The sequence below is a fragment of the Micromonospora sp. NPDC047793 genome, assembly GCF_040642635.1.
Classification (GTDB): Bacteria; Actinomycetota; Actinomycetes; order Mycobacteriales; family Micromonosporaceae; genus Micromonospora.
This window is the reverse complement of sequence record NZ_JBEYSG010000027.1, coordinates 41,237-56,441: the sequence shown is the minus strand read 5'-3', so window position 1 is coordinate 56,441 and position 15,205 is coordinate 41,237. Positions and strand designations below refer to the sequence as shown.

Sequence of the window (15,205 nt, the reverse complement as noted above, 5' to 3'; positions counted from 1 at the left end):
CGATCGTCACGGCCGGTAGCGTCGCCGTTGCCCCGGATCACCCCCACGCCGCCTTTGCTCTGCTTCAACCCACGCAACGGTCACCGTCCGCGTTGATCGAACCCGGACAGCGGAGACCACGCCCCACATCGCCCCTGTTCAGCAGCTATTGCGTGGGTTGAAGCAGAGCAAAGGCCAGCGGGACCACCACGACCGCCGCTCCGGGCAATCACTCAGCGCGACCGTCACTCCCGGCTACCGTCACGCCTCAGCGCCGAAGCGGGTATCAATCTCGGCCACGCGCCGGGTCAGCGCAGCGGACCAGGTCAGCCGTCCTGGTCGAGATGGGTGGCCAGGTGGTGCAGGGCCAGGCGGTAGCCGTCCACGCCGAGCCCGCAGATGACTCCCGTGGCCACCGCCGAGACCACCGAGTGGTGCCGGAACTCCTCCCGGGCGTGGATGTTGGAGATGTGCACCTCGACCAGCGGGGCGCGCAACAGGGCGCAGGCGTCCCGGACCGCGATCGAGTAGTGCGACCACGCGGCCGGGTTGAGCACCACGGCTGCGCCCTCGTCCGCCGCGTCGTGCAGCCAGCCGAGCAGTTCGTGCTCGGCGTCGGTCTGCCGGACGGTGACGCTCAGTCCGAGTTCGCGTCCGGTCGACTCGCAGAGCTCGACCAGGTCGGCGTAACTGGTCACGCCGTAGACGTCGACCTGACGCGTGCCCAGCCGCCCCAGATTCGGCCCGTTGAGCACGTAGACCTTCATGGGGATACCGCCCGGTATGCCTCACGGAGCAGGTCGTCGTCGGGGCCTTCGAGGATGGCCGGGCGGGCCAGCCCGTCGAGCACCACGAACCGCAGCCGGCTGCCCCGGGTCTTCTTGTCGACCCGCATCGTGGCCAGCAGCCCGGGCCAGGCGTCGGCCGGGTACTCGGTGGGCAGGCCGAGTGCGGTCACCACGTCGCGGTGCCGGCGGGCGGTGGACTCGTCCAGCCGGCCGGCCAGCCGGGCCAGTTCGGCGGCGTACACCAGGCCGACCGCGACCGCGTGACCGTGCCGCCAGCGGTACCCCTCGGCCTTCTCGATCGCGTGGGCGAGGGTGTGCCCGTAGTTGAGCACCTCGCGTACGCCCGACTCGCGCAGGTCTCCGGCGACCACATCGGCCTTCACGCGGATCGCGCGTTCGATGAGTTCCCGGACGACCGGGCCGGTCGGGTCGGTGGCCGCCGCCGGTGCCTGCTCGACCAGGTCGAGGATGGCCGGATCGGCGATGAAGCCGCACTTGACCACCTCGGCCATTCCGGCGGCCAACTCGACCGGGGGCAGGCTGTCCAGCGTGGCCAGGTCGGCCAGCACCCCGACCGGCGGGTGGAAGGCACCCACCAGGTTCTTGCCGGCGGCGGTGTTGATGCCGGTCTTGCCGCCGACCGCCGCGTCGACCATGCCGAGCAGCGAGGTGGCCACCGGCACCCAGCGGACCCCGCGCAGCCAGCAGGCCGCCACGAAGCCGGCCAGGTCGGTGACGGCGCCGCCACCCAACCCGACGACCGCGTCGGTACGGGTGAAGCCGGCTTCACCGAGCCGGTCCCAGCAGTGTGCCGCCACGTCGACGTGCTTGCCGGCCTCGGCGTCCGGCACCTCGATGGCGAGCGGCGTCACACCGGACGCGGCCAGCCGGGTGCCGATCGCGTCGGCCGACTCCTTGAGCGCCGCGGTGTGCAGCACCGCCACCCGGGTGGCGTCGGGCAGCAGCCCCGGCAGGGCGTCGAGCAGGTCCCGCCCGACGAGGACGTCGTACGGCCGTTCGCCGCCGACCGGGATCCGGGTCACCTCGTCCATCGCGGGAACCTAACCCTCCGTGCGCAGCAGCTGCGCGATCTCGGCGACGATCTCCTCCGGCGTCCGGCCGTCGGTCACGACCGTGTGGGTGGCCACCTCGGTGTAGAGCGGCCGGCGCTGGTCCATCAGGTGTTTCAGGGTGGCCCGGGGGTTGATCGCCAGCAGCGGCCGTCCGGCACCGAGACCGACCCGCTTGACCGCGTCGGGCAACTCGACGGAGAGGTGCACGACCCGGTGCCCGACCAGCGCGGCCCGGTTCTCCTCGGCGAGCACCGCGCCACCGCCCAGGGCGAGCACGCCGGAGCAGGAGGCCAGTGCCGCCGCCACCGCGGCGCGTTCCAGGGCGCGGAAGTGCGCCTCCCCCTCGTCGAGGAAGATCTCCGGGATCGGCTTGCCGGCGAGCCGTTCGATGTCGGCGTCGGTGTCGCGGAACTCGACCCCGAGCGCTTCCGCCAGCCCCTGCCCGACGGTGGTCTTGCCCGAGCCGGGTGCGCCGACCAGGACGCAGACCGGGCGGGTCGGAGCGGTCACCGGATCACCAGCGCGTCGAGGTAGCCGGTCAGGTTACGCCGCATCTCGGCGATCGAGTCGCCACCGAACTTCTCCACCGCCGCCTCGGCCAGCACCAGCGCCACCATCGCCTCGGCGACGACGGCGGCGGCGGGCACCGCGCAGACGTCGGAGCGCTGGTTGATCGCGGTGGCCGGCTCGCCGGTGGTCACGTCCACCGTGGCCAGGGCGCGGTTCAGCGAGGAGATCGGCTTCATCGCGGCCTTCACCCGCAGCGGTTCACCGGTGGTGATGCCGCCCTCCAGCCCGCCGGCCCGGTCGGTGACCCTCCGGACCCCGGTGGCGGTGGGCATGATCTCGTCGTGGGCCTCGGAGCCCCGGGACCGGGCCTGCTGCCAGCCGTCGCCGATCTCCACACCCTTGATCGCCTGGATCGACATCAGCGCGGTGGCCAGTCGGGCGTCGAGCTTGCGGTCCCACTGCACGTGGCTGCCCAGGCCCGGCGGTACGCCGTACGCCAGCACCTCGACCACGCCGCCGAGGGTGTCGGCGGCCTTCTTCGCGGCGTCGACCTCGGCGACCATCCGGGCACTCGCCTCCGGGTCGAGGCAGCGCAGCGGGTCGGCGTCGATGCGCTCGGCGTCCTCGGGCCGGGGACGCAGCCCCGGCTTGACGGCGACCGGACCCAACTCGACCACGTGCGAGACGATCTCGACGTCGAGGGCCTGACGGAGCAGCGCCTTCGCCACCGTGCCGACGGCCACCCGGGCGGCGGTCTCCCGCGCGCTGGCCCGCTCCAGGATCGGCCGGGCGTCGGTGTGGCCGTACTTCTGCATGCCGGCCAGGTCGGCGTGACCGGGCCGGGGCCGGGTCAGCGGGGCGTTGCGGGCCTGCCGGGCCAGTTCCTCCGGATCGACCGGGTCGGCGGCCATCACGGTGCGCCACTTGGGCCACTCGGAGTTGCCGACCCGCATCGCGACCGGACTACCGAGCGTCACGCCGTGACGCAGGCCGCCGATGATCTCGATCTCGTCCTGCTCGAAGGCCATTCGCGCACCTCGGCCGTAGCCGAGCCGGCGACGCGCCAACTCCCCGGCGATCTCGGTGGAGGTCACCTCGATCCCGGCCGGCACCCCCTCCAGCATCGCGACGAGAGCGGGCCCGTGTGATTCCCCTGCGGTCAACCAGCGCAACACAGCGGCCAGTCTGTCACGCCCGGTGCCCGCCGACGCGCACCGCCCGCCGCGTCCCGCCCTGCGGACGCGGCGAACGGCACGCCGAGACCCGATCGGTCAGATGCCCCGGCCGCGCTTGTGCAGCGTGCGCAGCACGGCGTCGGCGCGGACCACCCGTCCGGCCACGGCCAGGGCCAGGTACGCCCGGGGTTCGCGCGGGTTGCGGCGGATGGTGCGCCGGGCCCAGCGCACCGCTCCGCGACGGTCCCCCGAGGCGGCTCGGGCGAAGGCGATCTGCCCGGCGACCCGGGCCTCCCCCGCCGGCTGGGTGGCGAACTCCGGATACCGCTCCAGCAGCCACTGCAACGCCTCGGAGATGGTGTCCCAGCGCTGGGCGAAGTACGACCGCTTGTGCCAGCGCACCGTCACGTACGGGGCGCGCAGGTTCACCAGCGGGGCGCTGCGGGCGGCCCGGAGCAGGAACTCGTAGTCCTCCGCGTAGCTGCCCGGGATCTCCTCGTCGACCAGCCCGAACCCGTCGCGCAACGCGGCCGCGCGGATCACGAAGGTCGACGGGTGCAGCTCGGTCATCCGGTCCCGCAGCAGGTCGGCCAGGCTGATCGAGTCGCGGTCCAGCACCCGCTCGACGGTGTGCCCGTCGTAGGTGACCCGGATGCCGCAGCTGACGAACTCGGCGCCGGGCACCGCGTTCAGCGCGTCGACCTGTGCCAGCAGTTTCCCGGGCAGCCACTCGTCGTCGTCGTCGCAGAAGGCGATCAGCTCACCGGTGGCCGCCAGCGTGCCCGAGTTGCGGGCCCCGGCCAGCCCCGGCGTGCGGGTGTTGGTCACCACGCGGACCGTCCGGTCCGGGCCGGAGAGATTGACCAGCGACGGGTCCGGCTCGGACTGGTCGTAGACCACGACCACCTCGACCGGGCCGGGATAGTCCTGCGCCACGATCGCGCGGACCGCGGCCCGCAGCAGCTCGGGGCGATCCCGGGTGGGCACCACGGCGCTCACGCTCGGGTAGGAGGTCATCGGTTCCGCCTTCCGTTCGGACCGGGCCCACGCCACGGCCGCCACCACGGCCGGTGACGCCGCTGCGCGGCCTCGGCCACCAATTCCTCGACGATGGTCCCCACCCGGCGGACCGCGGCCCGCTGCCCCGCGACCGCCTCGGCGTCGACCGTCACGGCGAACCGGGACCGGTCGGCCCGACCGGCGGCGAGCGCGTCGAGCAGCTCCTGCCGGGACTCGCAGAGCGCCACCAGCCCGGCCGCACCGAGCCGGCGGGTGAACAGCAACTGGTGGTCGTCGACGTGCTCGCCCCGGGTCGGGTCGCGGGGCACCACGATCGGCATGTGCCCGTGCCGGCGCGCCTCCAGGATGGTGGCCGGCCCGCCGTGGCAGACCACCAGGTCGGCCCCGGCCATCGCGGTCTGCAGCTCGGCGTGGCCGAGGAACGGCACCGCGTCGGGCAGCCCGTCGGCGCGGGTGTGCCCGTGCTGCACGGTCAGCACCACCTCGCCGGCGACCTCGCCGTGCCAGTCCCGCAGCCAGTCGACCAGCCGGTCGAAGGGGTGCTTGTCGGTGCCGACCGCGACCAGGACGTGGGTGCGGCCGTCCGGGTGCGGCCCGCGCGGCGCGGGCACCCGGCCCGGCTCGACCCGGGTGGGGCGCGGGCGTACCGGCGCGACCCGGTGCGCGTCGCCGGCCGCGCTCACAGCAGCGTCCCGACGACGGTGGCCTCCGGGTACTGGCGGCGCTGTTCCTCCCACTGCACGAGCATCGCCGACAGGAACGGGCGGCACAGCCGGGCGGTCAGCGTCGGCGTGTCGATCCGGTCGTAGACCTCGATGTAGACGGTCGGGATCCCGCGCAGCCGGGCGAGCACCACGAACGGGACGGCCACGCCGGCCCCGGTGGTGACCACCGCCGCCACGTTGCGCCGCCGCAGCACCCGGGCCGCCAGCACCGCGTTGCGCAGCAGGTTGCGCACGTTGCGGGTGGTCGGATGGTACGCCGGCACCAGGTCCTCCCCGGCGAGCAGCGACACCGCCTCCGGGGTGTCGAAGGTGACCCAGCACCGTCGCCACGTCTCGTACCAGGGCCGTAGGGCCAGCAGCTGGGCCAGGTGCCCGCCACTCGAACCGACCAGCAGTAACACCGGCTGCTGGTCGGACCCGGGCTCGTCGATCTTCGCGTCCACGCGACTCCCCACAAGTTCGCTTGGAATTCCTGTCGGCGCCACGCAGCAGCAGACCACACGTCGCCCGGCGGTGAAAGGTGTGACCGGGTGTGACGTGATCTCCGTACGTGGCGGTTGCGGTGGGCCGAGTGGCCGACCGGCCGCCGACCATCGTCACCACCTGGAACTTTCTCGTCACTGTCCGACATCGACAGTGTGGTGCTGCGGATGGATCAGCCGCTATGTCGTTTCTCGATGACGTCCAGCAACGCGGGATGCAGTGCCGGATTCCACCCCGCCCCGGCGTCCGCGAGCCGCCAGGTACGCAACCACATCTCCACCAGGTAGGCGTCGGCGACCAGCCGCTGCCGGGCCGGATCCAACCCGAGGGCGGCACCGTGCCGGGCCAGCCCGGCGTCGACCTGCCCGGCGGCGTGGGCGGCCGGTTCGCCGCGCAGCACCACCGACCGCTGGAACGCGTCGTGGGCCAGGTCGAATCCGACCGGCACCTCCGGCCCGCTGTGCTCCCAGTCCCAGGCGACGAGGTCACCGTCGTGCCGACCGAGGTTCCACGGCACCCAGTCGCCGTGCCAGTGGCCGAACTCCACGTCCACGTCGCCGTACCGGTGGGCCAGTGCGGCGACTGCGGTCACCGCACGGTCACCGACCCCCTCGGCCGCGGCGGACCGCTGCGCCTGCTCGGCCAGCCGGGCCAGGAACGCCGAACCGGCCAGCGGCCGGGACGCGGTCGCCGGCCCACCCCGGCGGGCCACCGCGAGCAGCGCCGCGACCTCCGGCGGCCCGTCGACCGGTACGCCCCGGATCCGCGCCGGCAGCGGCTCGACCACCGCCACCACCTGCCCGGCGAAGCTCAGCTCGGTGAGCAGCCGGGGGGTGCCCGGATGCCCGCCCACCCCGGCCGAGGCGGCCACTTCCCGCAACGCCGCCGCCTCGGTGGTGACCAGTGCGCGGGTGGCGTCGTTCCAGCCGATCTTCGCGTAGCCACGGGGCGCACCGGTGCGGTCGAACAGTTGCAGGGTCGGCTTGTGGTTCGGATCCGGTGGGCGGACCCCGCACGCCGCGTACAGCGGCTCGTCGCCGAGCGCGGCGGCGACCCGGGCGGCCAGCAGCGCCTCGGCCGGGTCCAGCCCGGTCGGCACCGCGACGGTGAGCACCGGGAACGAGGCCCGGTCGACGATGCCGACCCGGGCCGCCGCACCGAGCGCGGCCCGCACCGCCCGCACCTTCGCCGGCCGCAACGCGTTGTACGCCAGCAGCGCCGCCGCGGTCACCCGGGGCGCACCCAGCGGCAGCAGGAACCGGGCCCGGGCGATCGACGGGACGACCGCGTACCGGGCCACCACGGTGTGCCCGGCGGGCGGCCCGGCGTCCACCGAGAGGGCGATCCGCTCGTCGCCGAAGACCGCCCGGGTGACCCAGCCCAGGCCGTCGTCACGCGAGCGGGGGTCGGCCGTCGCGGTGGCCGCTGTGGTCACGCGACCCGGTCCGGCCAGTCGAGCGACAGCCCCAGCCGCTGCCGCAGCGCCTCGTTGTGCGGGCGGTAGTACTCGGTCAACTCGGCACGCAGGTCCGCCTCCAGCGGTGCCGACCGCCGGTCGTTGTAGACCTTGAAGTCCGGCAGGTCGAAAGCGGGCAGGCCGAGGAAGTCCAGGGTCCGGCGGTAGGTGGCCCGTGCGTCGCCGTACAGGTCCTCGCTGGGCAGGAAGAGCAGCTGCGAACGGTCGAACCGGTCCAGCCACGGCTCCAGGTGCTCCAGGTAGCGGCCCCGGGCCCGGTAGGTGTGCCAGTCGTACGGCTCGCTGAAGTACTCCGGCTCGGCGATCAACCGCTCCCGCTCCCCCGCCGTACGCTCCGGCTCGGCGGCCAACGCGGCGGCGAAGTCCAGCGGCTCCACGCCGTTGGTCCGCCGCTCCTTCCAGTGCGAGTACGCCCGCTCGACCGGGTCCCGCAGCAGCACGATCAGCTTCACCGTCGGCATCAGCGCGGCGACCCGCTCGGCGGCCAGCGGATGGAACATGTACAGCGGTGCCGCCTCGCCGACGCGGACCGGGCCGCCGTGACGGCTCTCCAGCGCCTCCCGCTGGCGCAGGGTCGGGAAGTGCGAGCGGTACCACGCCTCGCCGCGACCCCAGTGCTCCTCGAAGTAGTGCGAGGACTTCGTGTTCCAGGCCGGGAAGAGCCGGGGCACCAGCGGATGCTGGATGAGGTAGTTCCACAGCGAGGTGGTCCCGCCCCGCTTGGTCCCGATGATGAGGAAGTCCGGCAGCGGACGCCGGTCGCTGGTGCGGACCCCGTAGTCGACGAGGCTCTCCCGCACCCGATTCGTCACCTGGGTCGGCACCAGTTGCTTCACCCGGTCCCGGATGGACGACACGACGACCTCACCTGCCCTTCGACGGCGGGGGCGGGGTGCCCTGCGGCGACCCGCCCCGAATCTGCACCATGGTCGCCCGGATGCCGCGTCGCACCCGGGGTAACGTCAACAAGCCGACGCAGCCGGCGGCCAACACGGCCACCGCTACCAGGAGGCCGGGAATGCCCCGACCGCCCACCACCAGGCCGGCGACCGAGGCCAGCCCGACGCCGCCGACGGTGGCCGCCGCCGCCCGCAGCATCCCCGCGTCGACCAACGGCTGGCGTACCACCAGCCGGGCGCAGGTGACCGCCGTGAGGTTCTCGGTCGCGATGCCGGCCGCCCAGGCCAGGGCCGCGCCGGTGGCGCCGTACGCGGGGATCAGCACCAGGCCGAGACCGACGGTGACCACCAGTCCGGCCAGCGCGCCGGCCAGGTGCAGGCCGCTGCGCCCACCCATCAGCAGCAGGCTCTGCACGTTGCCGACACCGGTGTTGATCAGCATCGCCAGGGCGAGCACGGTCAACGCGGCGGCACCGGCGGTGAACTCGGGACCGAACAGCGCCAGGAAGGCCGGTCCGAACACGGCGAGCAGCAGGTAGACCGGCCAGGACAGCACCAGCCCCCAGGTGGTCAACTGCCGGTGCACGGCCGCCGCGGCGACCCGCTCGCCACGCCCGAGCAACCGCGACAACTGCGGCGAGACCGCCACCCGCAGGCCCTGCATCGCCAACTGCCCGGCGAGGACGTACCGGCCGACCGCGCCGAAGACACCGGCGTCGGCCTGGGTGGCCAGGGCCGAGGTGAGCAGGACGCCGACCCACATGCTGCCGGCGTCGATCGCGGCGGAGGCGGCCCGAGGCAGCGCGAACCGCCAGAACGTGGACCAGTCCGTGGGCTCCGGACGCAGCCGGACGCCGCGACCCACGCCCAGCGGCCGGGCGACCATCATCAGACAGACCAGCAACCCGACGGCGGCCGGCACCAGCCAGCCCGTCATGCCGGCGACCAGCCCGCCGCCGACCAGCAACGCCATGCCGACCAGCGCCGGTCGGGCCACCGGCAGCAGCAGGAACTGCACCGCCACGTACGAGCGGATCGGGCGCACGCACCGCACCACGGCCAGCAGCAGGTTCATCGCGACCACCACCGGCACCGCGACGAACGTGACCACCAGCAGCGACTCCCCCTCCGGCCCGAGCAGCCGCCCGGCCAGCGGACCGGCGAGCAACGCACCACCGATCGCGATCAGCACCGCGAACAGCAGCGGCGGCACCAGGGCCACCGGCAGCACCCGGGCGGCGTCGCCACTCGCCCCGGCCCGGCGCCGGGGCAGTGCCCACATCAGCCCGGTCTCCGCGCCCAGGGTGCAGACCGCGGCGGCGACGGTCACCACGCCGATCGCGGCGAAGAACGCGCCGGACCCGGTCGTGCCGTACCCCCGGGTGATGACGACCGCCAGCACGAAACCGAACAGGCCACTGGTGGCGGCGCCGACCAGCCCGGCGACACCGCTGCGGACGCTGCGCCGGGTCTCGGTCGCGCCGTCGTCCCGGCCCGGATCCGTTCCGGCGGGCCGGTCCCCGGCCGGGGAACTGGTGGTGACGGTCATGTCGGTCGCACCGCCGGTCGTGGTCGTGGTCGGGACCGCCTGTCCGCGCGGTGCACCTCCCGTTCGGTGAGCGCCATCGCGAAGCCGACCGCGAAGAAGGCGACGGCGAGGTTCTGGTTGGCCATCCCGTAGAACGGCACCTGCACCAGGCAGACCACCGGGACGATGGAGAGCCACTGCCCGGCTGCCGAGGTGGCGCGGGCACAGACGAACGCGGCGACGACGAACCAGGCGAGGAAGCAGAGCAGCGCGGGTACGCCGTGACTGAACAGCACCATCCAGAGCTGGCCCTGGGTGCCGATCGGCGCGTCGGCGGAGACGGTGTCGACGTTCACCGGGGCGCCGTAGCCCAGCCACGGTGAGTCGCCCACCCGGCGCAACACCTCCGAGTAGAGCGAGAACCGGTCGGTGTTGGTGTCGCTGGACTCGACCCGGTTCCCGATCAACTCGGTCACCGGGATGAAGAGCGTGACCAGGCCACCGACCAGCACCACGCCGACGATCGAGGCCGCCACCCGGACGTTGCCGCGCAACGCGGCGCGCAGGCCGAGCACGGCCAGGCCGGCGCCGAGGCTGAGGAACATCGCGCGGTTGAGCGTGAGGAAGGCCGGCACCAGCGACAGCGGCAGCGAGGCGAGCAGCGCCCAGCGCAGCAGCCCCCGTCGGCGCAGCATCGTGAAGGCGACCACGCAGGGCAGCGTGATCGCGTACGCGCTGCCGTAGTTGTTGGTGTACGCGAAGGGTGCCGCCGGCCGGAAGATCGGGTTCAACGACCGGGCGCTGTACTCGGCGGTGGCCAGGTGCACCATGTCGTTGATGAACGGGGTGCCGGACACCCCGCCCGGCAGCAGCACCTCGACCGGCGTGGTCATCTCGAACCTCGGCACCATCACACCCAGCCAGCCCAGCACGACCAGCCCGAACCAGAACGCGCAGAGCGGCACCAGGACGGCGGTCTGGTCGGGGCGTTCCCGGGCGACCGCGTAGACGTAGACGCCGACCACCACCGCGGTGAGGTAGAAGCCCAGCCGCAGGGCGAAGGTCAGCAACGACACCGGCGACTGCAACTGGGTGACGCTGACCAGCACGATGGCCAGGAACAGCAGCCAGATCCCGGTGGCCGGCGGCAACGGCACCCGCCCTCGGGTGACCAGCAGCACGAACAGCAACGCGCCCAGCAGCGGCCAGCCGAGATAGAAGAAACCGGCCAGCCACCAGATCGGCACCAGCCCGAACATGGCGATCAGCGGCCACAGCGGCAGCCGTGGTGGCGGGGCGAGGACCGACGGGGTGTCGGCGGCTGCCGGCGGCGCCGGCTCGGTGGCCGGCGGTGCCTGGATCACCGGCACCGCCTCAGCCTCGGCCGCTGCGCGAGAGCACGAAGCCGAGCGGATTCACCCCGGCCGCCCGCAGTCGCTCGGCGAGCCGACGCAAATCGGTCTGCCGGGTCCGGTCCCGCTCGACCACCACCACCGCGGTGCCCTGCCGGGCCACGGCCACACCCCGCTCGTCGGCCTCGGCCGGCGGGGCGTTGTAGAGCACCAGACGCTGGTCCGCACCCTGACGCCAGGTGCCGAACCGGACACTGCCGGCGCCCACGGTCACCTGGTCACCGGTGCTCACCTGACCGTTGACGACCGGAGTGACGCTGGCCTTGGCGGAGGTGACCCGGGGAATCGTGATCGTCGCCTCCGGGTCGGTCGAGGGACGCGCACCCGGCGGGTGCGGCGAGGGACGGCGGATGATCTCGGTGGGCGAGTCGTCCGGCCCCTCCATGCTGACCGGCCGGGCCGGTGCGGTGCGCGGCTTGGGCACGGTGGGCCGGCTCGGGTCGATGCTGGGCGGCAGCCGGTCCCGGTCGGCCTGCACGGCGGCGCGCAGCCGGTCGATCCGGCCGCTGTCGTCGGCGACGAACACCTCGCGACCGGCCACCGCCAGCGCCACGGCCAGCCCGGCGGTGATCGCGCTGGCGTCCTCCCGGGCGGTGACCACGGCGACCCGGGCCGGATGGCGTACCCGCTCGGCGATGGCCATCGCGACGTAGCGCACGTCCGCGTCGACGGCCCGCCCGCGCAGGCCGGTGTACCGGATGGTGCCCAGCAGCGGCAGGCCGGTGTTGTCCTTGGCGTCGACGACGGTCCGCACCCGCCGGTCGAAGGACTCCCAGGCGAACGCGAGCACCAGACCGATCAGGGCACCACCGAGCAGCCCGGCGGCCATCAGCATGGGTGCGTTGCCGGCCGCCGAGGTCAGCGCCCGCTCGGCGGACTGGGTGACCCACCCCGGGTTCACGTCGACGGCGGCGATCTCGGTGCGGGCGGAGTTGAGCTGGGTGAGCTGGTTGTTGATCGCGCTCAGCTCGGCGACGGCCACGTTGCTGGCGGCGGTGTCCCGGGAGTTGTTCACCCGTCGCTGCGCCGCCGCCTGCTGGGTGGCGACCTTCTCGATGCTCTCGTCGTACGAGCGGAGCATCTCCTCGCGCTGCCGCTCGTACATGGCCCGCCGGACGTTCAGGTAGCTCTCCGCGGCGAGGTTGGCACCGAGCACCGCGTCGTCGGCGCTGCGGGCCTGGTAGACGAAGCGCAGGATCTGCCCACCGGTGGGCACCTCGACCTCGAGGGCGTCGCGGACCGAACGCTGGTCCGAGCCGAACTCGTCGGCCAGCTTCCCGACCACCTCGGTGCCGGTGGCGATGCGGCTCTCCACGTTCATGTTCACCGCGCGGTCGGCGTTGGCGCCGCTGGGCGTGAACGCGTCGGTGACCACCGGACGGACCGCCACCACCGCGTTTGCGCTCACCGCCGACGGGGCCAGGAACGCGTAGCCCGCGGCGGCCAGCAGCCCGAGCGCGGCGACCGCGCCGACCTGCCGGATCCGGTGCAGCGGCACGCGCAGCACGTCGCTGATGGTGACGGAGCGGGGCGACGACTCGGCGTTCGCACCGTCGTTGGCCCAGGGGCTCGGAGCGGCATCAGTCATTGAACTTCTTCACCGTTTGTTGTGGGTTGCCGATGACCACGACTCCGGGCGGCACGTCCGTCCGCACCACGGTCGCAGCCCCCACCACGCTGTCCCGGCCGATCCGTACACCCTTCATGACCAGCGCGTGCGCGCCGATCCAGACGTTGTCCTCGACCGTGATGGGCGCACGCGTGGCCGGGGTGGGCGGATCGTGCCGCTGAGCCGGTGGCAGGTTGTGGAAGTCATTGTCCAGCAACTCGCAGTCGGACAACAGGCACCGATTCCCGATCGTCACCGACGTCCACGTGCCCACCCATGTCGCGTTGAGCAGGCAGTCGGCCCCGACGCGCACCTCGCCCGGACCGGCGAAACGGACCAGCTTGTTCACCCTGGTCCGGTCACCGATGGTCACGCGGACCCCGCGCCGCAGCCGGATCCGTCCCCGGATCTCGACGTCCCGCCCGAGGGTCAGGCGCGGATAGCGCAGGGCGTACCAGCGACGCTTGATCGCGAAGACCATGCGCACCACGAATCCACGCCGGATGCCGGTCAACGGTCCTCCCCACGTTCCGTGGGCCGGCGACGGTGGATCCGCCGCCGGCCCAACGTGAACAATTTACCGAGGTTACATTACGAACAGTGAACGCTACTGCACGGAGAAGAACATCGACGACGTCGACCAGGTGAGCTCCGTGGTAGCGGTGGCGATCACCGTAGCCTCGGCACCGGTGGCCGCCGCAGCGGGGGCCAGGGTCGGGTCGAAGGGCACGCTGCGCAGCGACCCGTCGGTCGCCCCGTAGACGATCTTCCCGTTCACCCAGGCCATGCCGCGTACGGACGACCAGGTGATGCCCGTGGTCGGCACCGTGAACTCGGTGGCACCCAGGTAGTTGCCGTCGATCTCGAAGAACCGGTAATACAGGTTGTTCGTCCCGGTCCGGGTGTAGTAGAGCCGCCCGTCGAGGAAGAACGCCCCGTTCAGCTGCGCCGGGTTGAACCAGTCGTTGTAGCCGGACGCCTCCCACGGCACACCGATGGTGGTGCCGTTGAACATCGAGATGTCGATCCGACTGCCGGTCGGCGAACCGGAGACCAGCCGCGACCAGTAGATCCGGTCGTCCACCCGCCAGGTCGCCCCGGCACCGGTGTAGTTGGCCTGGCTCACCGTGGTGGCGGTGCCGAGGGTGCTGCCGTCGAACGGCACCTTCGCCACCGAACCGCTACCGACGTTCAGGTAGAGGTGACCGCTGGCGGCCGTCGGAGGGTTGCGCGGAGTGATGGTGCGTCCACCGCTGACCGGGAACATGCCCAGCCGGCCGTGGTACTCGTTGCCCATGCCGTCGGAGTTGTGCCCGAAGTACAGGCCGTCCGGACCCCGCCAGAGGACCGGCACGGTCGAGCCCCACGAGCTGGCGCCCGAGGGCAGGGCCGAGCCGCCGCTGCGACGCGGGTTCCAGTTCACCGGCATGCCGGTGGCCGAGTTGACCGCGCCGATGCCGAGCCGGTCGATCGCGCCGTTGCCCGCCTTGTCGCTGGCGTTCGGGTTGTTCAACCAGCGGAAGTGCCCGCCGAGGTAGATGATGTTGTCGGCCACCTCGACCGAGGTGATGGTGTCGTTGCCCGTGAAGTTGGCCCAGGTGGCGTTCTGACCGCTGCCCCGGGCGGCGGTCTCGAAGCGCACCAGCACGTCGCAGTACGCCGACGGCCAGCCCGCGCCGCCGTTGGTGCCGACGACGAACCAGCTGCCGTCACCACCGAAACGCACATCCTGGACGTAGTGCACGAAGGTGGTGGGTGCCGCGCACGGCGCCACGAACCGTTCGCTGCTCCAGTCGATCACGCTCGGCGTACCGGTCAGGTCGATCAGCGCGATCTGGTTGCGCGGCAGGTCGTTGACGAACATGAAGTTGCCGCCGACCACGAGCGTGTTGCCGTCCGGCGACACGTCGATGGCCCACGCGTACATGCTCGTGTCGTGTCGACCGACCGAGGTGTTGATGTTGAAGGTCGGGTCGATCGCACCGGTGGTCGCGTTCAGCCGCCCGAGCCCGGCGTGCGCCGTGCCGTTGAGCCAGTTGAACGCGCCGGCCACGTAGAGCCAGTTGCCGTGCAGCACCAGGTCGCGCACGGTGCCACCGTCGGACCGGCCCACCCAGCTGTCGATGATCATGCCGGTGGAGGGGTCGAGCGCCACCAGGTTGCGGCGGGCCACCCCGTTGACGTTCTTGAAGACGCCGCCGACGATCAGCGTCCCGCCGGGACCGGCGATGAGCGAGTTGACCGCCCCGTCGAGCACCGGCAGGAAGGCGGTGGAGATCGTCCCGGTGGTCCGGTCGTAGGCGAAGAGATAACGCTGGGTGATCCATGGCGTACTGACGGTCTGCCGGATCTGGGTGAAGCTTCCTCCCACGAACACCGTGTTGCCGACCTGTGCGAAGGCACGGGCCTCACCGTCCCGCGCGTGCGGGGTCTCGTCGGCGGGGTTCGCGGACACCAGAGTCGCCGGTTCGGGAACCGGCACCACGGCGGCGGATGTCGCGCTGGGCACGGCCAGGACGGCCGCGAC

14 protein-coding genes are annotated in these 15,205 nt (G+C 72.7%); all 14 read right to left on the bottom strand.

What is annotated here, in order from left to right; translation table 11 throughout:
* Positions 1-305: 305 nt before the first annotated feature.
* Positions 306-746, bottom strand: coding sequence for a type II 3-dehydroquinate dehydratase (gene aroQ / locus ABZ738_RS31025; protein WP_131053402.1), 441 nt, complete (start codon positions 744-746; stop codon positions 306-308).
* Positions 743-1,819, bottom strand: coding sequence for a 3-dehydroquinate synthase (aroB, locus tag ABZ738_RS31020; protein WP_357219162.1), 1,077 nt, complete (start codon positions 1,817-1,819; stop codon positions 743-745). Before aroB ends, aroQ begins: the two co-directional genes overlap by 4 nt.
* A gap of 9 nt (positions 1,820-1,828) precedes the next feature.
* Positions 1,829-2,350: a shikimate kinase gene (locus tag ABZ738_RS31015; RefSeq protein WP_131053404.1), complete on the bottom strand. Its 522-nt coding sequence runs from the start codon at positions 2,348-2,350 to the stop codon at positions 1,829-1,831.
* On the bottom strand, positions 2,347-3,525 hold the full coding sequence (gene aroC, locus ABZ738_RS31010; RefSeq protein ID WP_131053405.1) for a chorismate synthase: 1,179 nt from the start codon (positions 3,523-3,525) through the stop codon (positions 2,347-2,349). Before aroC ends, ABZ738_RS31015 begins: the two co-directional genes overlap by 4 nt.
* A gap of 96 nt (positions 3,526-3,621) precedes the next feature.
* The gene (locus ABZ738_RS31005) at positions 3,622-4,542 is read right to left on the bottom strand and encodes a glycosyltransferase family 2 protein (RefSeq protein ID WP_131053406.1); all 921 of its coding nucleotides are present in this window, start codon (positions 4,540-4,542) and stop codon (positions 3,622-3,624) included.
* On the bottom strand, positions 4,539-5,156 hold the full coding sequence (locus ABZ738_RS31000; RefSeq protein WP_357219198.1) for a glycosyltransferase: 618 nt from the start codon (positions 5,154-5,156) through the stop codon (positions 4,539-4,541). Before ABZ738_RS31000 ends, ABZ738_RS31005 begins: the two co-directional genes overlap by 4 nt.
* Before the next feature lie 68 nt (positions 5,157-5,224).
* The gene (locus ABZ738_RS30995; protein ID WP_131057871.1) at positions 5,225-5,701 is read right to left on the bottom strand and encodes a UDP-N-acetylglucosamine--LPS N-acetylglucosamine transferase; all 477 of its coding nucleotides are present in this window, start codon (positions 5,699-5,701) and stop codon (positions 5,225-5,227) included.
* A gap of 224 nt (positions 5,702-5,925) precedes the next feature.
* Positions 5,926-7,188 (bottom strand): hypothetical protein, encoded by a 1,263-nt coding sequence (locus tag ABZ738_RS30990; protein WP_176093302.1) that lies wholly within the window; start codon positions 7,186-7,188, stop codon positions 5,926-5,928.
* On the bottom strand, positions 7,185-8,087 hold the full coding sequence (locus ABZ738_RS30985; RefSeq protein WP_131054031.1) for a sulfotransferase domain-containing protein: 903 nt from the start codon (positions 8,085-8,087) through the stop codon (positions 7,185-7,187). Before ABZ738_RS30985 ends, ABZ738_RS30990 begins: the two co-directional genes overlap by 4 nt.
* Positions 8,088-8,094: 7 nt before the next feature.
* Positions 8,095-9,678: a lipopolysaccharide biosynthesis protein gene (locus ABZ738_RS30980; RefSeq protein ID WP_131054030.1), complete on the bottom strand. Its 1,584-nt coding sequence runs from the start codon at positions 9,676-9,678 to the stop codon at positions 8,095-8,097.
* On the bottom strand, positions 9,675-10,916 hold the full coding sequence (locus ABZ738_RS30975) for an O-antigen ligase family protein (RefSeq protein ID WP_236145809.1): 1,242 nt from the start codon (positions 10,914-10,916) through the stop codon (positions 9,675-9,677). The genes ABZ738_RS30980 and ABZ738_RS30975 overlap by 4 nt, the downstream gene beginning before the upstream one ends.
* Before the next feature lie 115 nt (positions 10,917-11,031).
* On the bottom strand, positions 11,032-12,657 hold the full coding sequence (locus tag ABZ738_RS30970) for a lipopolysaccharide biosynthesis protein (RefSeq protein ID WP_176093301.1): 1,626 nt from the start codon (positions 12,655-12,657) through the stop codon (positions 11,032-11,034).
* Positions 12,650-13,192, bottom strand: coding sequence for an acyltransferase (locus ABZ738_RS30965; RefSeq protein ID WP_131054028.1), 543 nt, complete (start codon positions 13,190-13,192; stop codon positions 12,650-12,652). The genes ABZ738_RS30970 and ABZ738_RS30965 overlap by 8 nt, the downstream gene beginning before the upstream one ends.
* A gap of 93 nt (positions 13,193-13,285) precedes the next feature.
* Positions 13,286-15,193, bottom strand: coding sequence for a hypothetical protein (locus tag ABZ738_RS30960; protein ID WP_176095733.1), 1,908 nt, complete (start codon positions 15,191-15,193; stop codon positions 13,286-13,288).
* Positions 15,194-15,205 lie beyond the last annotated feature (12 nt).

What these genes read in the sequence shown, in the direction of transcription:
- aroQ (WP_131053402.1), bottom strand. Translation starts at nt 746, where the DNA reads ATGAAGGTCTACGTGCTCAACGGGCCGAATCTGGGGCGGCTGGGCACG.
- aroB (WP_357219162.1), bottom strand. Translation starts at nt 1,819, where the DNA reads ATGGACGAGGTGACCCGGATCCCGGTCGGCGGCGAACGGCCGTACGAC.
- ABZ738_RS31005 (WP_131053406.1), bottom strand. Translation starts at nt 4,542, where the DNA reads ATGACCTCCTACCCGAGCGTGAGCGCCGTGGTGCCCACCCGGGATCGC.
- ABZ738_RS30980 (WP_131054030.1), bottom strand. Translation starts at nt 9,678, where the DNA reads ATGACCGTCACCACCAGTTCCCCGGCCGGGGACCGGCCCGCCGGAACG.
- ABZ738_RS30975 (WP_236145809.1), bottom strand. Translation starts at nt 10,916, where the DNA reads ATGTTCGGGCTGGTGCCGATCTGGTGGCTGGCCGGTTTCTTCTATCTC.
- ABZ738_RS30970 (WP_176093301.1), bottom strand. Translation starts at nt 12,657, where the DNA reads ATGACTGATGCCGCTCCGAGCCCCTGGGCCAACGACGGTGCGAACGCC.